The sequence below is a fragment of the Williamsia serinedens genome (assembly GCF_024171725.1).
Classification (GTDB): domain Bacteria; phylum Actinomycetota; class Actinomycetes; order Mycobacteriales; family Mycobacteriaceae; genus Williamsia_A; species Williamsia_A serinedens.
Window position 1 is genome coordinate 450,779 of the sequence record NZ_JAMTCG010000001.1, and the last position, 14,935, is coordinate 465,713.

The window sequence follows — 14,935 nt, forward strand, 5'->3', positions numbered from 1 at the left end:
ATGTGTCCTGCGCCCCGCGGGCCGGCGGGGTGCGAACGTGCCCACAGTCTAGCAGTACGCGCGTACTGGTTGGGGCCATTGGGTGAATGGCGTCTCCCGGCGGGTGAACATCGCGGGGACGCCGCGCTGTCGTACTGTGCATCCGTCACCCCGGGCCTGCACCGGCCCGCATCCCGACGCCAGAGGAGCCACCGGTCATGACCGTCGGCATGCAGATCGCCGGCACGGACCCCGCGGACGTCCGCGGGATCCTGCACTCGGCGCCGGCGTTCACCGTGATCCCCGAGGACGTCGACCTGGGGTCGATCGCGAAGGATCTCGCCGGGGATCACGTGTCCGCCCCGAGTGGCGACGTGGCGGGCCTGGAACGCGTGGTGGCCGAGGCGAAGGCCAAGGGCCACGACATGAACTTCGTCGTGCTCGAGCAGGCGCAGCCCAACTTCACCTACTACCGCGACATCGCGACCGCGTTGCAGAAGCAGACCGGCGGGACCGTCGTCGTGTTCGGGCCGGACACCGTCGGCACCGCGTCGGACGACTTCAGCCGGGTGCAGCTGGAGCAGGCGCAGGACAACCTCACGGTGTCGCAGCCGGCGACCGGCGCCCAGCAGATGCTCGACCGGATGACCGAGCAGACGCAGATCCCGTGGACCGTCGTGACGCTCGTCCTCGTGGCCGTGGTCGCGGTCGGTGCCGTGGTCGCCCGCGTGCTGCAGGTGCGGCGTCGCCGCGCCGCCGCCCCGTCCGGCGCGACGTCGTCGGAGGCGTCCGCCGCCGTGTCGGGCGGCGTGGGAACCGAGGATCGGGACACCCCGCCGACGGCCTGATCGGCCCGTGGTGCACGCCTCCGTCTCGGTGGCGCATCCAACCTTTGCGATCGTGGATCAAATGACGCCGATGTCGTTCCGCTGATCAGCCCCCGGAACGAGCCCTCGGGCAGCATTTCCGCAGGTAATCACGCACTTGTAATTTGTTACTCGTGTTTCACTGGTGGCGATTGTGACGTACTGTTCCTCGTGTCATTGGTGGTGTTGATGGGGAAGTTGACACCTCCCGTGGCGCACTTCGGGGGTGGGTCGACGTTCGGCGGAGCCGTGGTGTCGCCACCCGCCGATCGCATGTCCGTTCTGCGAGGGAGTCATCTGTGAGGCGACGTTCCGCATGCGGTCGTCGGGAGTCGTTTCATCCCGCCGACCCGCGCCGCCATCCCGCCGTCGACCACGGCACCATCCACCCGACGGACCCCGGAGACGGACACCTCGTGCGGTCGGCGGCGCGTGGTCTGCGCGTTCTCACCGCCGCGACCGTGACCCTCCTCGTCGCCGTCGGTCTGCTCGGTGTCGGAGCGGGCGCCGTGGCGGCCGACCCGGCCGGACCCGCACCCCGCGGGCCGTCGGGCATCGCGGGGCTGATCAACCAGATCGCCGACGTCGACCAGCGTCTGGCCGACATCGACGCCTCTCTCGCGATCAAGCGGGAGGCCGCGAACCGTGCCCTCGTCGACCTGCAGACGTCGCGCGACCAGGAGCGGCTGTCGGTGCTGGCGGTCAACGGGTCGTCCGACGCGCTGAAGAAGGCCGACGCCCAGATCGCGACGGCGCAGAAGAACTTCGACGACTTCGTCCGGGACCTGTACCGCCAGGGCAGCAACCAGGCGTCGCTGGCGACCGTGTTCACCTCCGGCGACCCGGCCGCCGTGCTCGACCGCGCCGGCGTCATCGCCCAGCTGACGAAGGACCAGCAGGCGACCATCCAGCAGCTGAAGGTCTCGCGCAACGAGAAGGCGAACAAGCTCGCCACCGCGACGGCCACCCGCAAGTCGGCGGCACGCGCGGCCGAGCAGGCAGCCCAGCGCAAGCAGGACGCGGTCGACGCCATCGCGCAGACCGTCGCCGCAGCCAAGACGGAGTCCGCGACGAAGGCGCAGCTCAGCGCCGCCCGGGATGCGGCCCAGCAGCAACTCGACGCGCTGCGTGGACGGGTCCCGGCCGCCGCTCCCGTCACCGTCCCGGGCGGTGCTCCAGGCAGCACGCCCGCGGCGGCGCCGGCTCCGTCCCCGGGCGGGGTGGCCGCGGTCATCCCCGGCCGGGTGGACGCCGCGTCGCCCATCGACCCCCTGCGGGACGCGATCGTCACCGCAGCGCAGTCGGCGTTCCAGATCGCGGCCCAGGCCGCGGCCAAGCTCGCCGTCGACGCCGCGCAGCAGGTCGTCGCCCAGGTGATCGCCTCGATCACCGGCAACCACACCGACATCGACGGCACCGATGGTGGATCGGGTACGTCCTCCGGCGGGAGCGGTGGCGGCGGCGCCACCTCCGTCACGCCCGGTGTCACCGGCTCGGCCGCGGTCGAGATCGTCGTGAACCGCGCGCTGTCGCAGCTCGGTGTCCCGTACTCCTGGGGCGGCGGCAACGCCAACGGACCCACGAAGGGCATCCGCGACGGTGGCGTCGCCGACAGCTACGGCGACTACAACAAGGTCGGCTTCGACTGCTCGGGTCTGATGATGTACGCGTTCGCCGGCATCGGCATCTCGCTGCCGCACTACACCGGTTACCAGTACACGTCGGGTCCGCATGTGCCGCTCTCGCAGATGCAGCGGGGCGACATGATCTTCTACGGCCCCAACGCCAGCCAGCACGTCGCGCTCTACCTGGGGAACAACCAGATGGTCGAGGCGCCGGAATCGGGCTCCGTGGTGAAGATCTCGCCCCTGCGGACCAGCGGCGCGATGCCGTACGTCGTCCGTCTCACCGGATAGTCGCCGACGCCGCGCCCGCGGCGCCCGGGCGGGTGGCGACGAGACCGCTACCCTCGGGGGCGACAGGCGTGCGGGGGTCCCCGCACCGTGGAGGCCAGCAGGCGCGACGACCGGTGGAGGAGAGCGCGTGACCCAGACGCACGACGGTGGCGGGACCCGGACGGAACAGGACGGGGGTCTCACCGACGCCGACGTGAAGCTCCTCGAACGGGCCATGTTCGAGGTGAAGCGCGTGATCGTCGGGCAGGACGCCCTCGTCGAGCGCATCCTCGTCGGGCTGCTCGCCCGGGGTCACATCCTCCTCGAAGGTGTCCCCGGTGTCGCCAAGACGCTCGCGGTCGAGACCTTCGCCCGCGTGATCGGCGGGTCGTTCTCGCGCGTGCAGTTCACCCCCGACCTGGTGCCGACCGACCTCATCGGCACGCGCATCTACCGCCAGGGTCGGGAGTCCTTCGACACCGAGCTCGGTCCGGTGGTCGCGAACTTCCTGCTCGCCGACGAGATCAACCGCGCGCCCGCCAAGGTGCAGTCGGCGCTGCTCGAGGTGATGGCCGAGCGGCACCTGTCCATCGGCGGCGAGACCTTCCCCATGCCCGACCCGTTCCTGGTCATGGCGACGCAGAACCCCATCGAGAACGAGGGCGTCTACCCGCTGCCCGAGGCCCAGCGCGACCGCTTCCTGTTCAAGGTGCTCGTCGACTACCCGTCGGTGGAGGAGGAGCGAGAGATCGTCTACCGGATGGGCACCCGCCCGCCGCAGGCACACCAGGTGCTCGACCCCGCCGCGACGGTCCGACTGCAGGACCTCGCGTCGACCGTGTTCGTCCACCACGCTCTCGTCGACTACGTCGTGCGGGTCATCACCGCGACCCGGCGTCCGGAGACGGTCGGGCTCACCGACGTCGCGGGGTGGCTCGCCTACGGTGCGTCGCCGCGCGCGACCCTCGGCATCGTCGCCGCGGCCCGCGCCCTGGCCCTCGTGCGCGGTCGCGACTACGTGATCCCCACCGACGTGGTCGAGATCATCCCGGACGTGCTGCGCCACCGGCTCGTGCTCAGCTACGACGCGCTGGCCGACGAGGTCGACGCGGACCGTGTCATCACGCGCATCCTGCAGACCGTCGGGCTCCCGCAGGTCGCGTCGCAGCCCGTGGGCGGCCCGCCGCCCAGCCAGAACGGGCAACAGCGTCCGGCCGTGCCCGGCCCCGCGGTCCCGTACGGCGCGCCGCCGCAGCCGTATCCGCAGAACACGCCTCCGGCCGTCCCGAGCCCACCACCCGCCCCGGTCGCCGATGGCCGAGGCTGACCGCCTTCCGTCGTTCGGCGGCGGATCCCTCGACGACCCGACCCTGACCGCGGCGCTCAAGACCCTCGAGCTCACCGTCCGCCGCAAGCTCGACGGCGTGCTGCAGGGGGACCATCTGGGGCTCATCCCGGGACCGGGGTCCGAGCCGGGCGAGGCGCGTCCCTATCAGCCCGGTGACGACGTCCGACGCATGGACTGGTCGGTCACGGCCCGCACCACGCACCCGCACGTGCGCCAGATGGTCGCCGACCGCGAGCTCGAGACGTGGCTGGTGGTCGACATGTCCGCCAGCCTCGACTTCGGCACCACCGGCGGGACCAAGCGCGACCTCGCCGTCGCCGCGTGCTCGGCGATCGTGCACCTGACGCTGGGCGGCGGCAACCGGATCGGTGCGATCGTCGCGACCGGCGACCACATCGTGCGGGTGCCCGCACGGTCGGGCCGACCGCACGCGATGTCGCTGCTGGCGACCATCGCGTCCACCCGTCGCAGCTCCGAGGGTGTGCGCGGCGACCTCGCGGGGGCCGTCGACGCGCTGCGGCGGCCGCAGCGTCGCCGCGGCCTCGCGGTCGTCGTCAGCGACTTCCTCGGCCCGATCGACTGGGACCGTCCGTTGCGGGCCGTCGCCGGCCATCACGAGGTCCTCGGCGTCGAGGTGCTCGACCCCCGGGACCTCGAGCTGCCCGCCGTGGGCGAGATCATCCTGCGTGACGCCGAGAGCGGGCAGGTGCGGGAGCTGACCGTCACCGAGAAGGTCCGCACCGACTACGCGCGCGCCGCGGCCGCGCATCAGGCCGACGTGCATCGGGTGCTGCGCACGTGCGGTGCACCCACGATGAGCCTGCGTACCGACCGCGACTGGATCGCCGACGTCGTGCGGTTCGTCGCCCGCCGACGTCGCGGGCTCCACGCCGGCGCCGTGGCCGGGGCCGCACGATGATCGATCTCGCCACCCCGTGGTGGCTGTTGTTGCTGCTCGCCGTCGCGGCTCTCGCCGCGGGGTACGTCTACATGCAGCGGCGTCGGCACGCCCGGGCGGTGACGTTCGCGAACCTCGAACTGCTCGACACGGTGGTCCCGCCGCAGCGCAACCGGTTCGTCCACGTGCCGATCGCGCTGATGCTGGTCGGGTTGATCCTGCTGACCGTCGCGTTGGCCGGCCCGCAGGCCGACCGACGGGTTCCCCGCAACAAGGCCACCGTGATCCTCGTGATCGACGTGTCGCGGTCGATGAACTCCACCGACGTCGCGCCGTCCCGCATCCAGGCCGCCCAGCAGGCCGCGAAGAAGTTCGCCGACGACCTCACCGACGGCATCAACCTCGGACTGATCTCGTTCGCCGGGACCGCGGCGACGCTCGTGTCGCCCACGCCCGACCACGACGCCACCAAGGCCGCCGTCGACAAGCTGCAACTCGCCGACAAGACGGCCACCGGCGAGGGCATCTTCGCCGCGATCGAGCAGATCAAGACGCTCAACGCCGTGCTCGGCGGCGACAAGGGCGCCCCGCCGGCGCGGATCGTGCTCGAGTCCGACGGCAAGGAGACCGTCCCCGACGACCCCGACGACCCGCGCGGGGCCTTCACCGCCGCCCGCAAGGCGAAGGAGGAGAAGATCCCGGTCAACACGATCTCGTTCGGGACCCTTACCGGCACCGTCGATCTCGAGGGCGACCGCATCCCGGTGCCCGTCGACGACGCCTCCCTGGAACGGATCGCGAACCTCTCGGGTGGCGAGTTCTTCACCGCGTCGACCCTGGACGAGCTCACCCGCGTCTACGACACCCTGCAGGAGCAGATCGGCTTCGAGACGCAGCGCGGCGACAACTCGCGACCGTGGGTCATCGCCGGCACGATCCTGGTCATCATCGCGGCGATCGGCGCGATCGCCATGAACCGCCGGTTGCCGTGAGCGAAGGTCGCTCCACTCGCCGACCGCGGTGTCGTCGGGCCCGTGCGCAGGCGATAGGTTGACCGGCATGGCAGAGACCGCGTCCCAGCAGCCCCCCGCCACCACCCGCTCTGGCGGACCCTCCCGGTCGGTCCTCGTGACCGGCGGCAACCGGGGCATCGGCCTCGCGATCGCCCGGCGACTGTCCGAGGACGGCCACCGTGTCGCGGTGACCCACCGGTCGTCCGGTGCCCCCGAGGGCCTGTTCGGCGTCCAGTGCGACGTGACCGACTCCGCGGCCGTCGCCCGCGCGTTCGCCGAGATCGAGGAACACCAGGGTCCCGTCGAGGTGCTCGTCGCCAACGCGGGCACCACCGACGACACCCTGCTGATGCGGATGTCCGAGGAGCAGTTCGAGAAGGTTCTCGACGCCAACCTCACCGGCTCGTTCCGTGTCGCGAAGGCGGCGTGTCGGTCGATGCTGCGCAAGCGGTTCGGCCGCTTCATCTTCCTCGGCTCGGCCGTGGCGACGATGGGCACGCCGGGGCAGATCAACTACGCCTCGTCCAAGGCCGGGCTCATCGGCATGGCGCGGTCGCTCACCCGGGAGCTGGGCACCCGGTCCATCACCGCGAACGTCGTCGCACCGGGGTTCATCGACACCGACATGACCGCGGCCCTGCCCGACGAGTACCGCGAGCAGGTCACCAAGATCATCCCGGCCGGCCGGACCGGCAGCGCCGAGGAGGTCGCCGCCGTCGTGAGCTGGCTGGCGTCCGAGGACTCCGCCTACGTCTCCGGTGCCGTCATCCCGGTCGACGGCGGCCTGGGCATGGGGCACTGACACTTCCGACCACCGAGACGACCGACGCGGCAGCCCATCCCGCCGCGACCACACCGACGTGAGGGGACAGCCATGAGCGGACTGCTCGAGGGCAAGACCGTACTGATCACCGGCATCATCACCGATGCCTCCATCGCGTTCCACGCCGCGGCCATGGCGCAGGAGCAGGGGGCGACGGTCATCATCACCGGCATCCCGGAGCGACTGCGACTCATCGACCGCATCGCCCGACGGCTCCCGAAGGAGGTGCCGCCGGCGATCGGACTCGACATCACGAACGAGGAGGACCTCGCGGCCCTGGCCGACAAGGTCCGCGAGCTCGCCCCGCAGGGCGTCGACGGCGTCATGCACTCGATCGCGTTCGCACCGCGCACGCTGATGGGTCCCGACGCCAAGCCGTTCCTGGAGGGTCCCGGCCCCGACGCGGCCAAGGCGTTCGAGATCTCGGCCTGGAGCTACGCGTCCCTGGCCCGCGCCGTGCTGCCGGTGATGAACGAGGGCGGGTCGATCGTCGGGATGGACTTCGACCCGCGCACCGCCATGCCGTACTACAACTGGATGGGCGTCGCCAAGGCGGCGCTGGAGTCGGTCAACCGCTACGTCGCGCGGGAGGTGGGCGAGGCCAAGAAGATCCGCTCGAACCTGGTCGCGGCCGGCCCCATCAAGACGCTCGCCGCCAAGGCCATCGCCGGCACCGCCACCGACGACGCCAGGCAGCTCACCATGCTCAACGAGTACTGGGACGGCGCGTCGCCCATCGGCTGGGACGTCGACGACCCCACCGTCGTCGCGAAGTCGGTGTGCGCGTTGCTCTCCGACTGGCTGCCCGGGACGACGGGATCGATCGTGTACGTCGACGGCGGCGCGAGCCACAACACCTGGTTCCCGGAGAGCTTCGGCTCGTGACCGACCCGGGGACCGCGCCGTTCGACGCGGTGATGGTGCTGTCGTTCGGTGGCCCCGACGGGCCCGACGACGTGATGCCGTTCCTGGAGAACGTGACCCGCGGTCGTGGTGTGCCCCGCGAACGGCTGGCGTCGGTCGCCGAGCACTACATGCACTTCGGCGGCGTGTCGCCGATCAACCGGCTCAACCTCGACATCATCGACCGGTTGCGGACGGCGTTGCGGGACAACGCGATCGACCTGCCTGTGTTCTTCGGCAACCGCAACTGGCACCCGATGGTCGAGGACACCGTGGTGGAGATGTTCGACGCCGGCCACCGTCGGGTGCTGGTGTTCCCGACGTCGGCGTGGGGTGGCTACTCGGGGTGCGCGCAGTACCACGAGGACATCGGGCGCGCGCTGTCCGCGCTCGCCGAGCGGCGTCCCGCCTCCGTTGACGACCCGATGACGCTGCGGAAGCTGCCGCACTACTGGGACCGGCCGGAGATGATCGAGGCCGGCGCCGACGCCCTGCGCGCCGCCCGCGAGCGGTTGCCCGAGGACGTGCGGTCGACGGCACGTGTCGTCTTCACCGCGCACTCGGTGCCGTCGGCGGCCGACGCGGTGGCAGGGCCTCCCGCCGAGGGCGGACACCTCTACAGCCGCCAGGTCACCGCGGCCTCCGCGGCGGTCGCCGCCGCGGCCGGCGTCGACGACCACGACGTCGTGTGGCAGTCGCGGTCCGGTCCGCCGCAGGTCCCGTGGCTCGAACCGGACATCGTCGACCACCTCGAGGCGATCCACGCCGACGGCGCCCCCGGCGCGGTCGTCGCGCCGGTCGGCTTCGTCTCCGACCACCTCGAGGTGGTGTGGGATCTCGACACCGAGGCCGCCGAGAAGGCCGACGAACTGGGCATGCCCATGGCGCGTGCGGCGACCGTCGGAACCGACCCCCGGTACGTGTCGATGATCGTGGAGCTGATCCGCGACCAACTCGCCGGCGCGTCGACGGAGAGCACCGGGATGGGCTGCACCGACAACGGTCGGCGATGCGTCGAGGGCTGCTGCCCCCTCGTCCGGCCCCAGCGCCCGTCCTGACCGGTCGAGCGCGCGGACCGCGGCGGCGCGTCTATCGGCGTGGTGCCCGATCCGATTCCGCGACAACGGCGTTGAGCGCGGTCATCCGCGCGGTGCGGACCGTCCGGTGCAGATCGTCGAGGGCGCTCTCGACGCTGCCCTGACCTGTCGAGGACAGCCCCGTGCGGGGCCGTGCCGCGGCGGCGAGGTGGAGGATGGCGGCGATCTGCGCGGTCTGGCCGATCACCCGCACCACCCGGTCGCCCGCGTCCGGTGGCACGTCGAGCATCTCCGTCCGGGTCCGCGCGGCAAGACGCATGCGTAGATCCGATGCGGACCCGTCGCCCGACTCGATCCCCCCGACACGCGTGAGCAGCGCGGTGGCGTCGCGGACGGCCTCCTTCATCAGGAGCTCGGCCTCGCCCAGATCGCGGTCGGGCAGGCGCACCACGCTCCCCAGCGATCGCACCGTCCACGTCACCGAGCCCGGTCCCACCGTGCGGGCGTAGACCCCGACCGCCTCGTCGGAGAGGTCGCCGAGCCACAGGACGAGCACCGCGCCGGCGTCCAGCGCAGACCCGAGCGGCGCGCCGGTGAGCCCGAGCGTGTCACCGGGAGCGGGCAGCAGTACGCGCAGTCGCGCGGCGCGGCGGACGGCGCGCAACAGCACCCCGGTGCCGACCTCGGCGGCGGTCAGGTCGACGACGGCGGCAGCGTCGGGGTCGGCGGCCACCACGCGGTGCGCGGGCGCCACGTCGGCCAGGGCGTCGACGACGTCGTCCGGGGAGCAGAGGCCGGCACGCCACACCGAGCCCCAGGTGGCCAGCGCGGCGACGGCCGGGAGCCCGGCTTCCGCGACGTGGTCGGTCATCTCGCTCACCCCGGCCACGATAGCGACGGTCCGCGGCGGTGGGAGTGTGACGCCGTCCACGGTCCGGCGTGGCACCGGGGCGCCGCCGCGCCGACCTCCTACGGTCGCGTCATGGGTTTCTCCGACGACCGCTACGGCTTCGACGTCCTCGACGCAGGGGCCCGCCGCGCCCGGTCGGCGCCCGCGGTGCCCGTCGTCGACGCGGAGCGGGACCTGGTCGTCGAGGACGCCGCGACCGGCTTCTGCGGCGCCGTCGTGGGTTTCGAGAAGGGCTACGACGGCGACCACGTGCGTCTGGAGGACCGGCGCGGTGCCACCCGCATCTTCGCGATGCGTCCGTCGGCGTTCCTCATCGACGGCGCACCGGTGACCCTGCGCCGGCCGGTCGCGCGGGCTGCGGCCCCGGCCCGCACCGCGTCGGGCTCGGTCGCCCCGGCGTCGTCACGGGCACGGGTGGCCCGCGCGAGCCGCATCTTCGTCGAGGGGATCCACGACGCCGCACTGGTGGAACGCATCTGGGGTGACGACCTGCGCGCCGAGGGCGTGGTGGTGGAGGGGCTCGACGGCCTCGACAACCTCGACGACGTCCTCGCCGACTTCGCGCCGGGCCCGTCGCGGCGTGCGGGCGTGCTCGTCGACCACCTCGTCGCGGGCAGCAAGGAGAGCAGGCTGACCCGCGAGGTCGGCCCGCACGTGCTGGTGTGCGGGCACCCGTTCGTCGACATCTGGGAGGCCGTGAAGCCCGAGGTGCTCGGCATCGCCGAGTGGCCCCGCGTACCCCGCTCGGAGGAGTGGAAGGCCGGGGTCTGCCGTCGGTTGGGGTGGGGCACACCGACCGAGGGGTGGCGACGGGTGAACCGCGCCGTCTCCGACTACCGCGACATGCGGGTGGAGGTGCTGCGCAGTGTCGAGGAGCTCATCGATTTCGTGACCGCCGCGAGCGGCGACGGGTAGGCAGTCGCGAGCGGCGCCGGGTAGGCAGTCGCCGACGACGGCCGCCGAGCCACCGTCCGACGGGCGGTGCGTGCGAGACCTGGACGGGCGTCTGGTCTCTGGCACGATGGAGGCATGGCTGCGATCATCTGGCTGATCGCGGCGCTCGTCCTGGTCGGTGCCGAGGCGCTCAGCGGCGAACTGGTGCTGCTGATGCTGGCCGGTGGGGCGATCGCCGCCTCGGGCACCGCCGCGCTCACCGACCTCCCGGTCGTCGTGGACGCCGTCGTGTTCGCGGCCGTGAGCGTGTTGTTGCTGGCCGGTGTGCGGCCGGTCGCCAGGCGACACCTGTTGCGTCGGCCGACGCTCGCGACGAACGCCGAGGCGTTGCAGGGGAAGACCGCCGTGGTGACGACGACCGTGGACGCGCACGGTGGTCAGGTGCGTCTCGACGGGTCGATCTGGTCGGCCCGTCCACTGCACTCCGGCGACGTGTTCGCCGAGGGGGAGGACGTGATGGTCATGCAGATCGACGGGGCCACCGCGGTCGTCTGGAAGTCCTGATGTGACCGGTCGTCGACCGGTCGGGAGTAGGAGCGTGCCATGGAAGTCGGAGTGATCGTCGTCGTCGCGGTGGTGGTGCTGCTGGCGTTCGTCATCCTGTTCCGGTCGGTCGCGTTGATCCCGCAGGCCGAGGCCGCGGTCATCGAGCGGCTGGGGCGGTACACCAAGACCGTGTCGGGTCAGCTCACGCTGCTGGTGCCGTTCGTCGACCGGATCCGCGCCCGCGTGGACCTGCGGGAACAGGTGGTGTCGTTCCCGCCGCAGCCGGTGATCACCGAGGACAACCTGACGCTGTCGATCGACACGGTCGTCTACTTCCAGGTGACCGTGCCGCAGTCGGCGGTCTACGAGATCAACGACTACATCATCGGTGTGGAGCAGTTGGCCACCACGACGCTGCGCAACGTCGTCGGCGGCATGACGCTGGAGGAGACGCTGACCTCCCGCGACTCCATCAACGCGCAGCTGCGCGGGGTGTTGGACGAAGCGACCGGCCGGTGGGGCCTGCGGGTGGCCCGGGTCGAGTTGAAGAGCATCATGCCGCCGCCGTCGATCCAGGAGTCGATGGAGAAGCAGATGAAGGCCGACCGTGAGAAGCGCGCGATGATCCTCACCGCCGAGGGTCAGCGGGAGTCGTCGATCAAGACCGCCGAGGGCAACAAGCAGAGCCAGATCCTCGCGGCCGAGGGTGCGAAGCAGGCCGCGATCCTCGCCGCCGAGGCGGACCGCCAGTCCCGGATCCTGCGGGCGCAGGGTGACCGGGCCGCGCAGTACCTGAACGCCCAGGGCGAGGCCAAGTCGATCGAGAAGGTGTTCGCGGCGATCAAGGCGAGCCGGCCGACCCCGGAGTTGCTGGCCTACCAGTACCTGCAGAAGCTGCCCGAGATGGCGGCGGGCGAGGGCAATTCCGTGTGGGTGGTGCCGTCCGACTTCGGTTCGGCGCTGCAGGGTTTCGCGCGCTCGTTCGCGAACCAGGGCGATGACGGCGTGTTCCGCTACGAGCCGCCGCAGGACACGGCCACGACGACGTCGGGTGACGACTCCGAGGTCGACGACTGGTTCGACCTCGCCCCCGATCCGAAGGTGGCACAGGCCGTCGCCGAGGCCGAGGCGGTCGCACGCACGCCCGTCGCCCCGGAGATGGAGAGCCGACCGGCCAAGCCGGGCATCGGGGCCGCGTCGGACGTCCCCGCGGTCGGCGGCGGCTCCGACTCGTCGGACAGCGCGGCACCGACGGCCTGATCGGGTCGGTCAGCGGCAGAGTGATCTCGACGCCGACGCGAGCGCCACGGCGTGCAACGGGTCGAGCCGGTGGGTCGCCGTGGTGGTCGCGACCGCGGCGGCCACCTCCGCGAGGCACCCGGGTGCCCGGAGCGTGGCGTCGTCGCGGGCCAGTCCCGACACGAGGTCGCCGGTGAGTGCGGTGATCCGCGGTCGGACGTCGGCCAGGTCGGCCGGTGCCGTCGGGGCGGTCGCGGGCACGGTGCGCCACAGCGCGAGGAGCGTCCGCTGCACGGCCTTGCCCACCTCGATCTGGTCGCGGACGACGGTCATCACCCGGGCCGGGTCGAGTCCTGCGGTTCGTCCAGCGGCGACGGCCGCCGCGATGACCTGCGCCTCGCGGGCGGGGTCGTCGACGGGCGTCCCCGTCCGCCACTTCGCGGCGGCGACGGTGTCGGCGGTGGCGAGGCGATCGGCGACGATCCCGGTCAGGGCGCCGAGCGTGACGTGACGGTGCGGGGTGGCCGCGGCCGACGGGGCCGTCGCGACGAGCGCCGCGGCGACCGTCGCGACGACGGCGGGCAGGTGACGGGGCACGGGGGTCTCCTCAGGTGAGGGCGAGTCGGGCGACACCGGCGGCGGCGACGGCCCACAGCACCGAGGCGAAGGTGCCGATGATGAACTGCTCGCCGGCGTGCTGGTCACGGATCTCGGGGTAGCGGGCGAGGCCCTTCACGGCGAGGACGACCGCGATCCCCTCCGGCCATCCCGCGACGAGGGCCCCGACGACCGCGACGCGTTCGAGCACACCGATGACCCGTCCGCCCCGCAGCGGCCGAGAACGCAGGGCGGTGGTGTCGTCGTCTGTGGCCGCGGCTCCCGGTTCCTCCGCCGGTCGGTGGTCACGGTGGTCGACCTCGACGAGGTCGAACACCAGGGGGACCAGCCCCACCCCGCCGAACGCCGCGATCACGACGACGAGGGTGACCACGACCCCGCGCGTCGACCCCTCGGCGGGAGAGACGACCGCGGCGGCGACGGCCGCCGTCGCCAGCGTGACCGTCGCGACCACCACCGCCGCGGTGCGCAGGAAGCGACCGTGCGGGAGGGTCGACAGGACGGCGACCGCCGCGCACACCGCGAGACACACCACCGTGACCGTCATCGCGGACCCCCGGCCGCCGAGTCCGCCGCGGCCACGAGATGGATCGCGGCGACGCGGCCGTCCCGTTCCGCCTGCCACTCGGCGACGGAGAGTCGCTGCGAGACGGCCTGCTTGCTGATGCCCAGTTCGTCGGCGATGTCGCTCTGCGACGCCCCGGCCCGGATGCGGGCCACCGCCTGATGGCCCTCGTCGGACCGTCTCGCGACGACGATCGCCAGCAGGGCGAGCACCGCCGCGGCGTCGGCGGAGCGAGCCGGGTCGCCCCCGGCGACGCTCACGTTGCCCGGCGCCCGTTTGGCCCGGGTGACCGCGTCGCGGGCCGCCTCGAACGCGCGACCGCGTCCGGCGCGGGTGACCGAGGGCAGGGGGTGTTCGACGGCGCCCACCCCGACGCCGATGCTCCACCCGCCGAGCGCCACCAGGTCGAGGACGACGTCGACGACGACGCCGGGATCGTCGGCGACCGCCTGCACCTCGTCGCCGGCGGTGCGGTCGAAGCCGCGGAGGAGGGGGGCGTCGGCGAAACGCTCGACCAGTTCGGGCACGCGGTCACGGTCGCGCCGGCTCCGGCGCTGGTCGACCGTCAGAACGTACACACCGGTCAAGCTACTCGGGTTTACTCTGTGACTTCAAGCCGTCAGGCTTTCACGGACGGTCCGCGGTGACCGCGGCGCCTGTGTCAAGCCCGTCGACCTGACCCTGGGCTGTCGAGTCCGAAGCCTTGACGCCGTGCTCGTCGTCGCGCACCGGTGTGAGCGAGTCGACGCCGAGACCGACGACCCCCAGCACCACGCCGGCGATCGAGATCGCCAGACCCGCCGGGTGCGCGCTGCCCGACAGGACGCTGCCGAGCACCACCACCGAGACGGTGCCGGGCAGGATGCCCACCGCCGTCGCGACGGTGTACGGGATCAGACGGATCCGCGAGAGCGCGGCGCAATAGTTGATGACCGAGAAGGGTGCGGGAGCGATCAACCGCAGTGACCCGACCGCGAGCCACCCGCGCCGGGCCAGGCGGGCGTCGACCGCGCGCACCGCGGGGTGGGTGAGTCGAGGCGCGACGACATCCCGACCGATCGAGCGGACCAGCAGGAACGAGGCGACCGCGGCGATCATCGTGGCACCGAGCGCCACCACGAGACCCGTCACCGGACCGAAGAGGACGCCGGACGAGAGGGTGAACACGGTGCGGGGGATCGGGGCGACCGTGATCACCGCATAGGCGAGGAAGAAGACGACCACGAACCAGGGTCCGAGCGAGTCCGACCATGCACGGAAGCGGTCGACGCCCGGCAGTCCGACCACCGCGACGACGATCAGCGCGGCGATGAACACGACCGCCAGGGCGATCGGTCCCCACCATCTGCGCGCCGCCCGGATCACGCGGGCGAGGCTACCCGCCGACGCCGGGGCAGCTCC

The 14,935-nt window shown here is 72.2% G+C and carries 16 protein-coding genes; 11 read left to right on the forward strand and 5 right to left on the reverse strand.

The genetic code is table 11. The annotated features are described in order from the left end of the window. Positions 1–197: 197 nt before the first annotated feature. The 8 genes from LX12_RS02045 to LX12_RS02080 all read left to right on the forward strand — a co-directional run bounded on the left by LX12_RS02045 (position 198) and on the right by LX12_RS02080 (position 8,783). On the forward strand, positions 198–827 hold the full coding sequence (locus LX12_RS02045; protein ID WP_253652817.1) for an Rv1476 family membrane protein: 630 nt from the start codon (positions 198–200) through the stop codon (positions 825–827). Positions 828–1,144: 317 nt separating this feature from the next. Continuing rightward, positions 1,145–2,761: an NlpC/P60 family protein gene (locus tag LX12_RS02050; RefSeq protein ID WP_253652818.1), complete on the forward strand. Its 1,617-nt coding sequence runs from the start codon at positions 1,145–1,147 to the stop codon at positions 2,759–2,761. Positions 2,762–2,888: 127 nt separating this feature from the next. Beyond that, on the forward strand, positions 2,889–4,067 hold the full coding sequence (locus tag LX12_RS02055) for an AAA family ATPase (RefSeq protein WP_253652819.1): 1,179 nt from the start codon (positions 2,889–2,891) through the stop codon (positions 4,065–4,067). Continuing rightward, positions 4,054–5,007, forward strand: a complete 954-nt coding sequence (locus LX12_RS02060) for a DUF58 domain-containing protein (protein ID WP_253652820.1) — start codon at positions 4,054–4,056, stop codon at positions 5,005–5,007. The genes LX12_RS02055 and LX12_RS02060 overlap by 14 nt, the downstream gene beginning before the upstream one ends. Next, positions 5,004–5,978: a VWA domain-containing protein gene (locus LX12_RS02065; protein WP_253652821.1), complete on the forward strand. Its 975-nt coding sequence runs from the start codon at positions 5,004–5,006 to the stop codon at positions 5,976–5,978. Before LX12_RS02060 ends, LX12_RS02065 begins: the two co-directional genes overlap by 4 nt. Positions 5,979–6,045: 67 nt before the next feature. Beyond that, complete coding sequence (gene fabG1, locus LX12_RS02070; protein ID WP_253652822.1) at positions 6,046–6,801, forward strand: 3-oxoacyl-ACP reductase FabG1; 756 nt, start codon at positions 6,046–6,048, stop codon at positions 6,799–6,801. 72 nt (positions 6,802–6,873) lie between these two features. Then, positions 6,874–7,707, forward strand: coding sequence for an NADH-dependent enoyl-ACP reductase InhA (gene inhA / locus LX12_RS02075; protein ID WP_253652823.1), 834 nt, complete (start codon positions 6,874–6,876; stop codon positions 7,705–7,707). 32 nt (positions 7,708–7,739) lie between these two features. Beyond that, positions 7,740–8,783: a ferrochelatase gene (locus LX12_RS02080; RefSeq protein WP_253653159.1), complete on the forward strand. Its 1,044-nt coding sequence runs from the start codon at positions 7,740–7,742 to the stop codon at positions 8,781–8,783. A gap of 31 nt (positions 8,784–8,814) precedes the next feature. On the opposite strand, the gene LX12_RS02085 is transcribed toward LX12_RS02080, so the two are convergent. Further along, positions 8,815–9,633: an Rv1486c family protein gene (locus LX12_RS02085; protein WP_505011336.1), complete on the reverse strand. Its 819-nt coding sequence runs from the start codon at positions 9,631–9,633 to the stop codon at positions 8,815–8,817. Between the two features lie 111 nt (positions 9,634–9,744). On the opposite strand from LX12_RS02085, the gene LX12_RS02090 reads away from it, so the two are divergent. From LX12_RS02090 to LX12_RS02100, 3 genes are all read left to right on the forward strand, one after another. After that, positions 9,745–10,587, forward strand: coding sequence for a DUF3097 family protein (locus LX12_RS02090; protein WP_253652825.1), 843 nt, complete (start codon positions 9,745–9,747; stop codon positions 10,585–10,587). Between the two features lie 114 nt (positions 10,588–10,701). Then, positions 10,702–11,130, forward strand: a complete 429-nt coding sequence (locus tag LX12_RS02095) for an NfeD family protein (RefSeq protein ID WP_253652826.1) — start codon at positions 10,702–10,704, stop codon at positions 11,128–11,130. 39 nt (positions 11,131–11,169) lie between these two features. Further along, the gene (locus LX12_RS02100; RefSeq protein WP_253652827.1) at positions 11,170–12,372 is read left to right on the forward strand and encodes an SPFH domain-containing protein; all 1,203 of its coding nucleotides are present in this window, start codon (positions 11,170–11,172) and stop codon (positions 12,370–12,372) included. 9 nt (positions 12,373–12,381) lie between these two features. Here LX12_RS02100 and LX12_RS02105 read toward each other — a convergent pair whose 3' ends face one another. The 4 genes from LX12_RS02105 to LX12_RS02120 are packed head-to-tail and all read right to left on the reverse strand — an operon-like array spanning position 12,382 to position 14,899. Beyond that, a complete protein-coding gene (locus LX12_RS02105) occupies positions 12,382–12,948 on the reverse strand; it encodes a chorismate mutase (RefSeq protein ID WP_253652828.1) in 567 nt (188 codons plus the stop codon). A 10-nt stretch (positions 12,949–12,958) separates the two neighbouring features. Then, positions 12,959–13,516 carry a hypothetical protein gene (locus LX12_RS02110; RefSeq protein ID WP_253652829.1) on the reverse strand — a complete coding sequence of 186 codons (558 nt, stop codon included), beginning with the start codon at positions 13,514–13,516 and terminating at the stop codon, positions 12,959–12,961. Further along, positions 13,513–14,112 carry a hypothetical protein gene (locus LX12_RS02115; RefSeq protein WP_253652830.1) on the reverse strand — a complete coding sequence of 200 codons (600 nt, stop codon included), beginning with the start codon at positions 14,110–14,112 and terminating at the stop codon, positions 13,513–13,515. The genes LX12_RS02110 and LX12_RS02115 overlap by 4 nt, the downstream gene beginning before the upstream one ends. Positions 14,113–14,161: 49 nt before the next feature. Further along, on the reverse strand, positions 14,162–14,899 hold the full coding sequence (locus LX12_RS02120) for a TVP38/TMEM64 family protein (RefSeq protein WP_253652831.1): 738 nt from the start codon (positions 14,897–14,899) through the stop codon (positions 14,162–14,164). Between the last annotated feature and the right edge of the window lie 36 nt (positions 14,900–14,935).

Excerpts from the sequence above, each read along its gene's own strand:
- fabG1 (WP_253652822.1), top strand. The coding sequence starts at position 6,046 with ATGGCAGAGACCGCGTCCCAGCAGCCCCCCGCCACCACCCGCTCTGGC.
- inhA (WP_253652823.1), top strand. The coding sequence starts at position 6,874 with ATGAGCGGACTGCTCGAGGGCAAGACCGTACTGATCACCGGCATCATC.
- LX12_RS02085 (WP_505011336.1), bottom strand. The coding sequence starts at position 9,633 with ATGACCGACCACGTCGCGGAAGCCGGGCTCCCGGCCGTCGCCGCGCTG.
- LX12_RS02090 (WP_253652825.1), top strand. The coding sequence starts at position 9,745 with ATGGGTTTCTCCGACGACCGCTACGGCTTCGACGTCCTCGACGCAGGG.
- LX12_RS02045 (WP_253652817.1), top strand. The coding sequence starts at position 198 with ATGACCGTCGGCATGCAGATCGCCGGCACGGACCCCGCGGACGTCCGC.
- LX12_RS02110 (WP_253652829.1), bottom strand. The coding sequence starts at position 13,516 with ATGACGGTCACGGTGGTGTGTCTCGCGGTGTGCGCGGCGGTCGCCGTC.
- LX12_RS02100 (WP_253652827.1), top strand. The coding sequence starts at position 11,170 with ATGGAAGTCGGAGTGATCGTCGTCGTCGCGGTGGTGGTGCTGCTGGCG.
- LX12_RS02065 (WP_253652821.1), top strand. The coding sequence starts at position 5,004 with ATGATCGATCTCGCCACCCCGTGGTGGCTGTTGTTGCTGCTCGCCGTC.
- LX12_RS02060 (WP_253652820.1), top strand. The coding sequence starts at position 4,054 with ATGGCCGAGGCTGACCGCCTTCCGTCGTTCGGCGGCGGATCCCTCGAC.
- LX12_RS02080 (WP_253653159.1), top strand. The coding sequence starts at position 7,740 with ATGGTGCTGTCGTTCGGTGGCCCCGACGGGCCCGACGACGTGATGCCG.
- LX12_RS02095 (WP_253652826.1), top strand. The coding sequence starts at position 10,702 with ATGGCTGCGATCATCTGGCTGATCGCGGCGCTCGTCCTGGTCGGTGCC.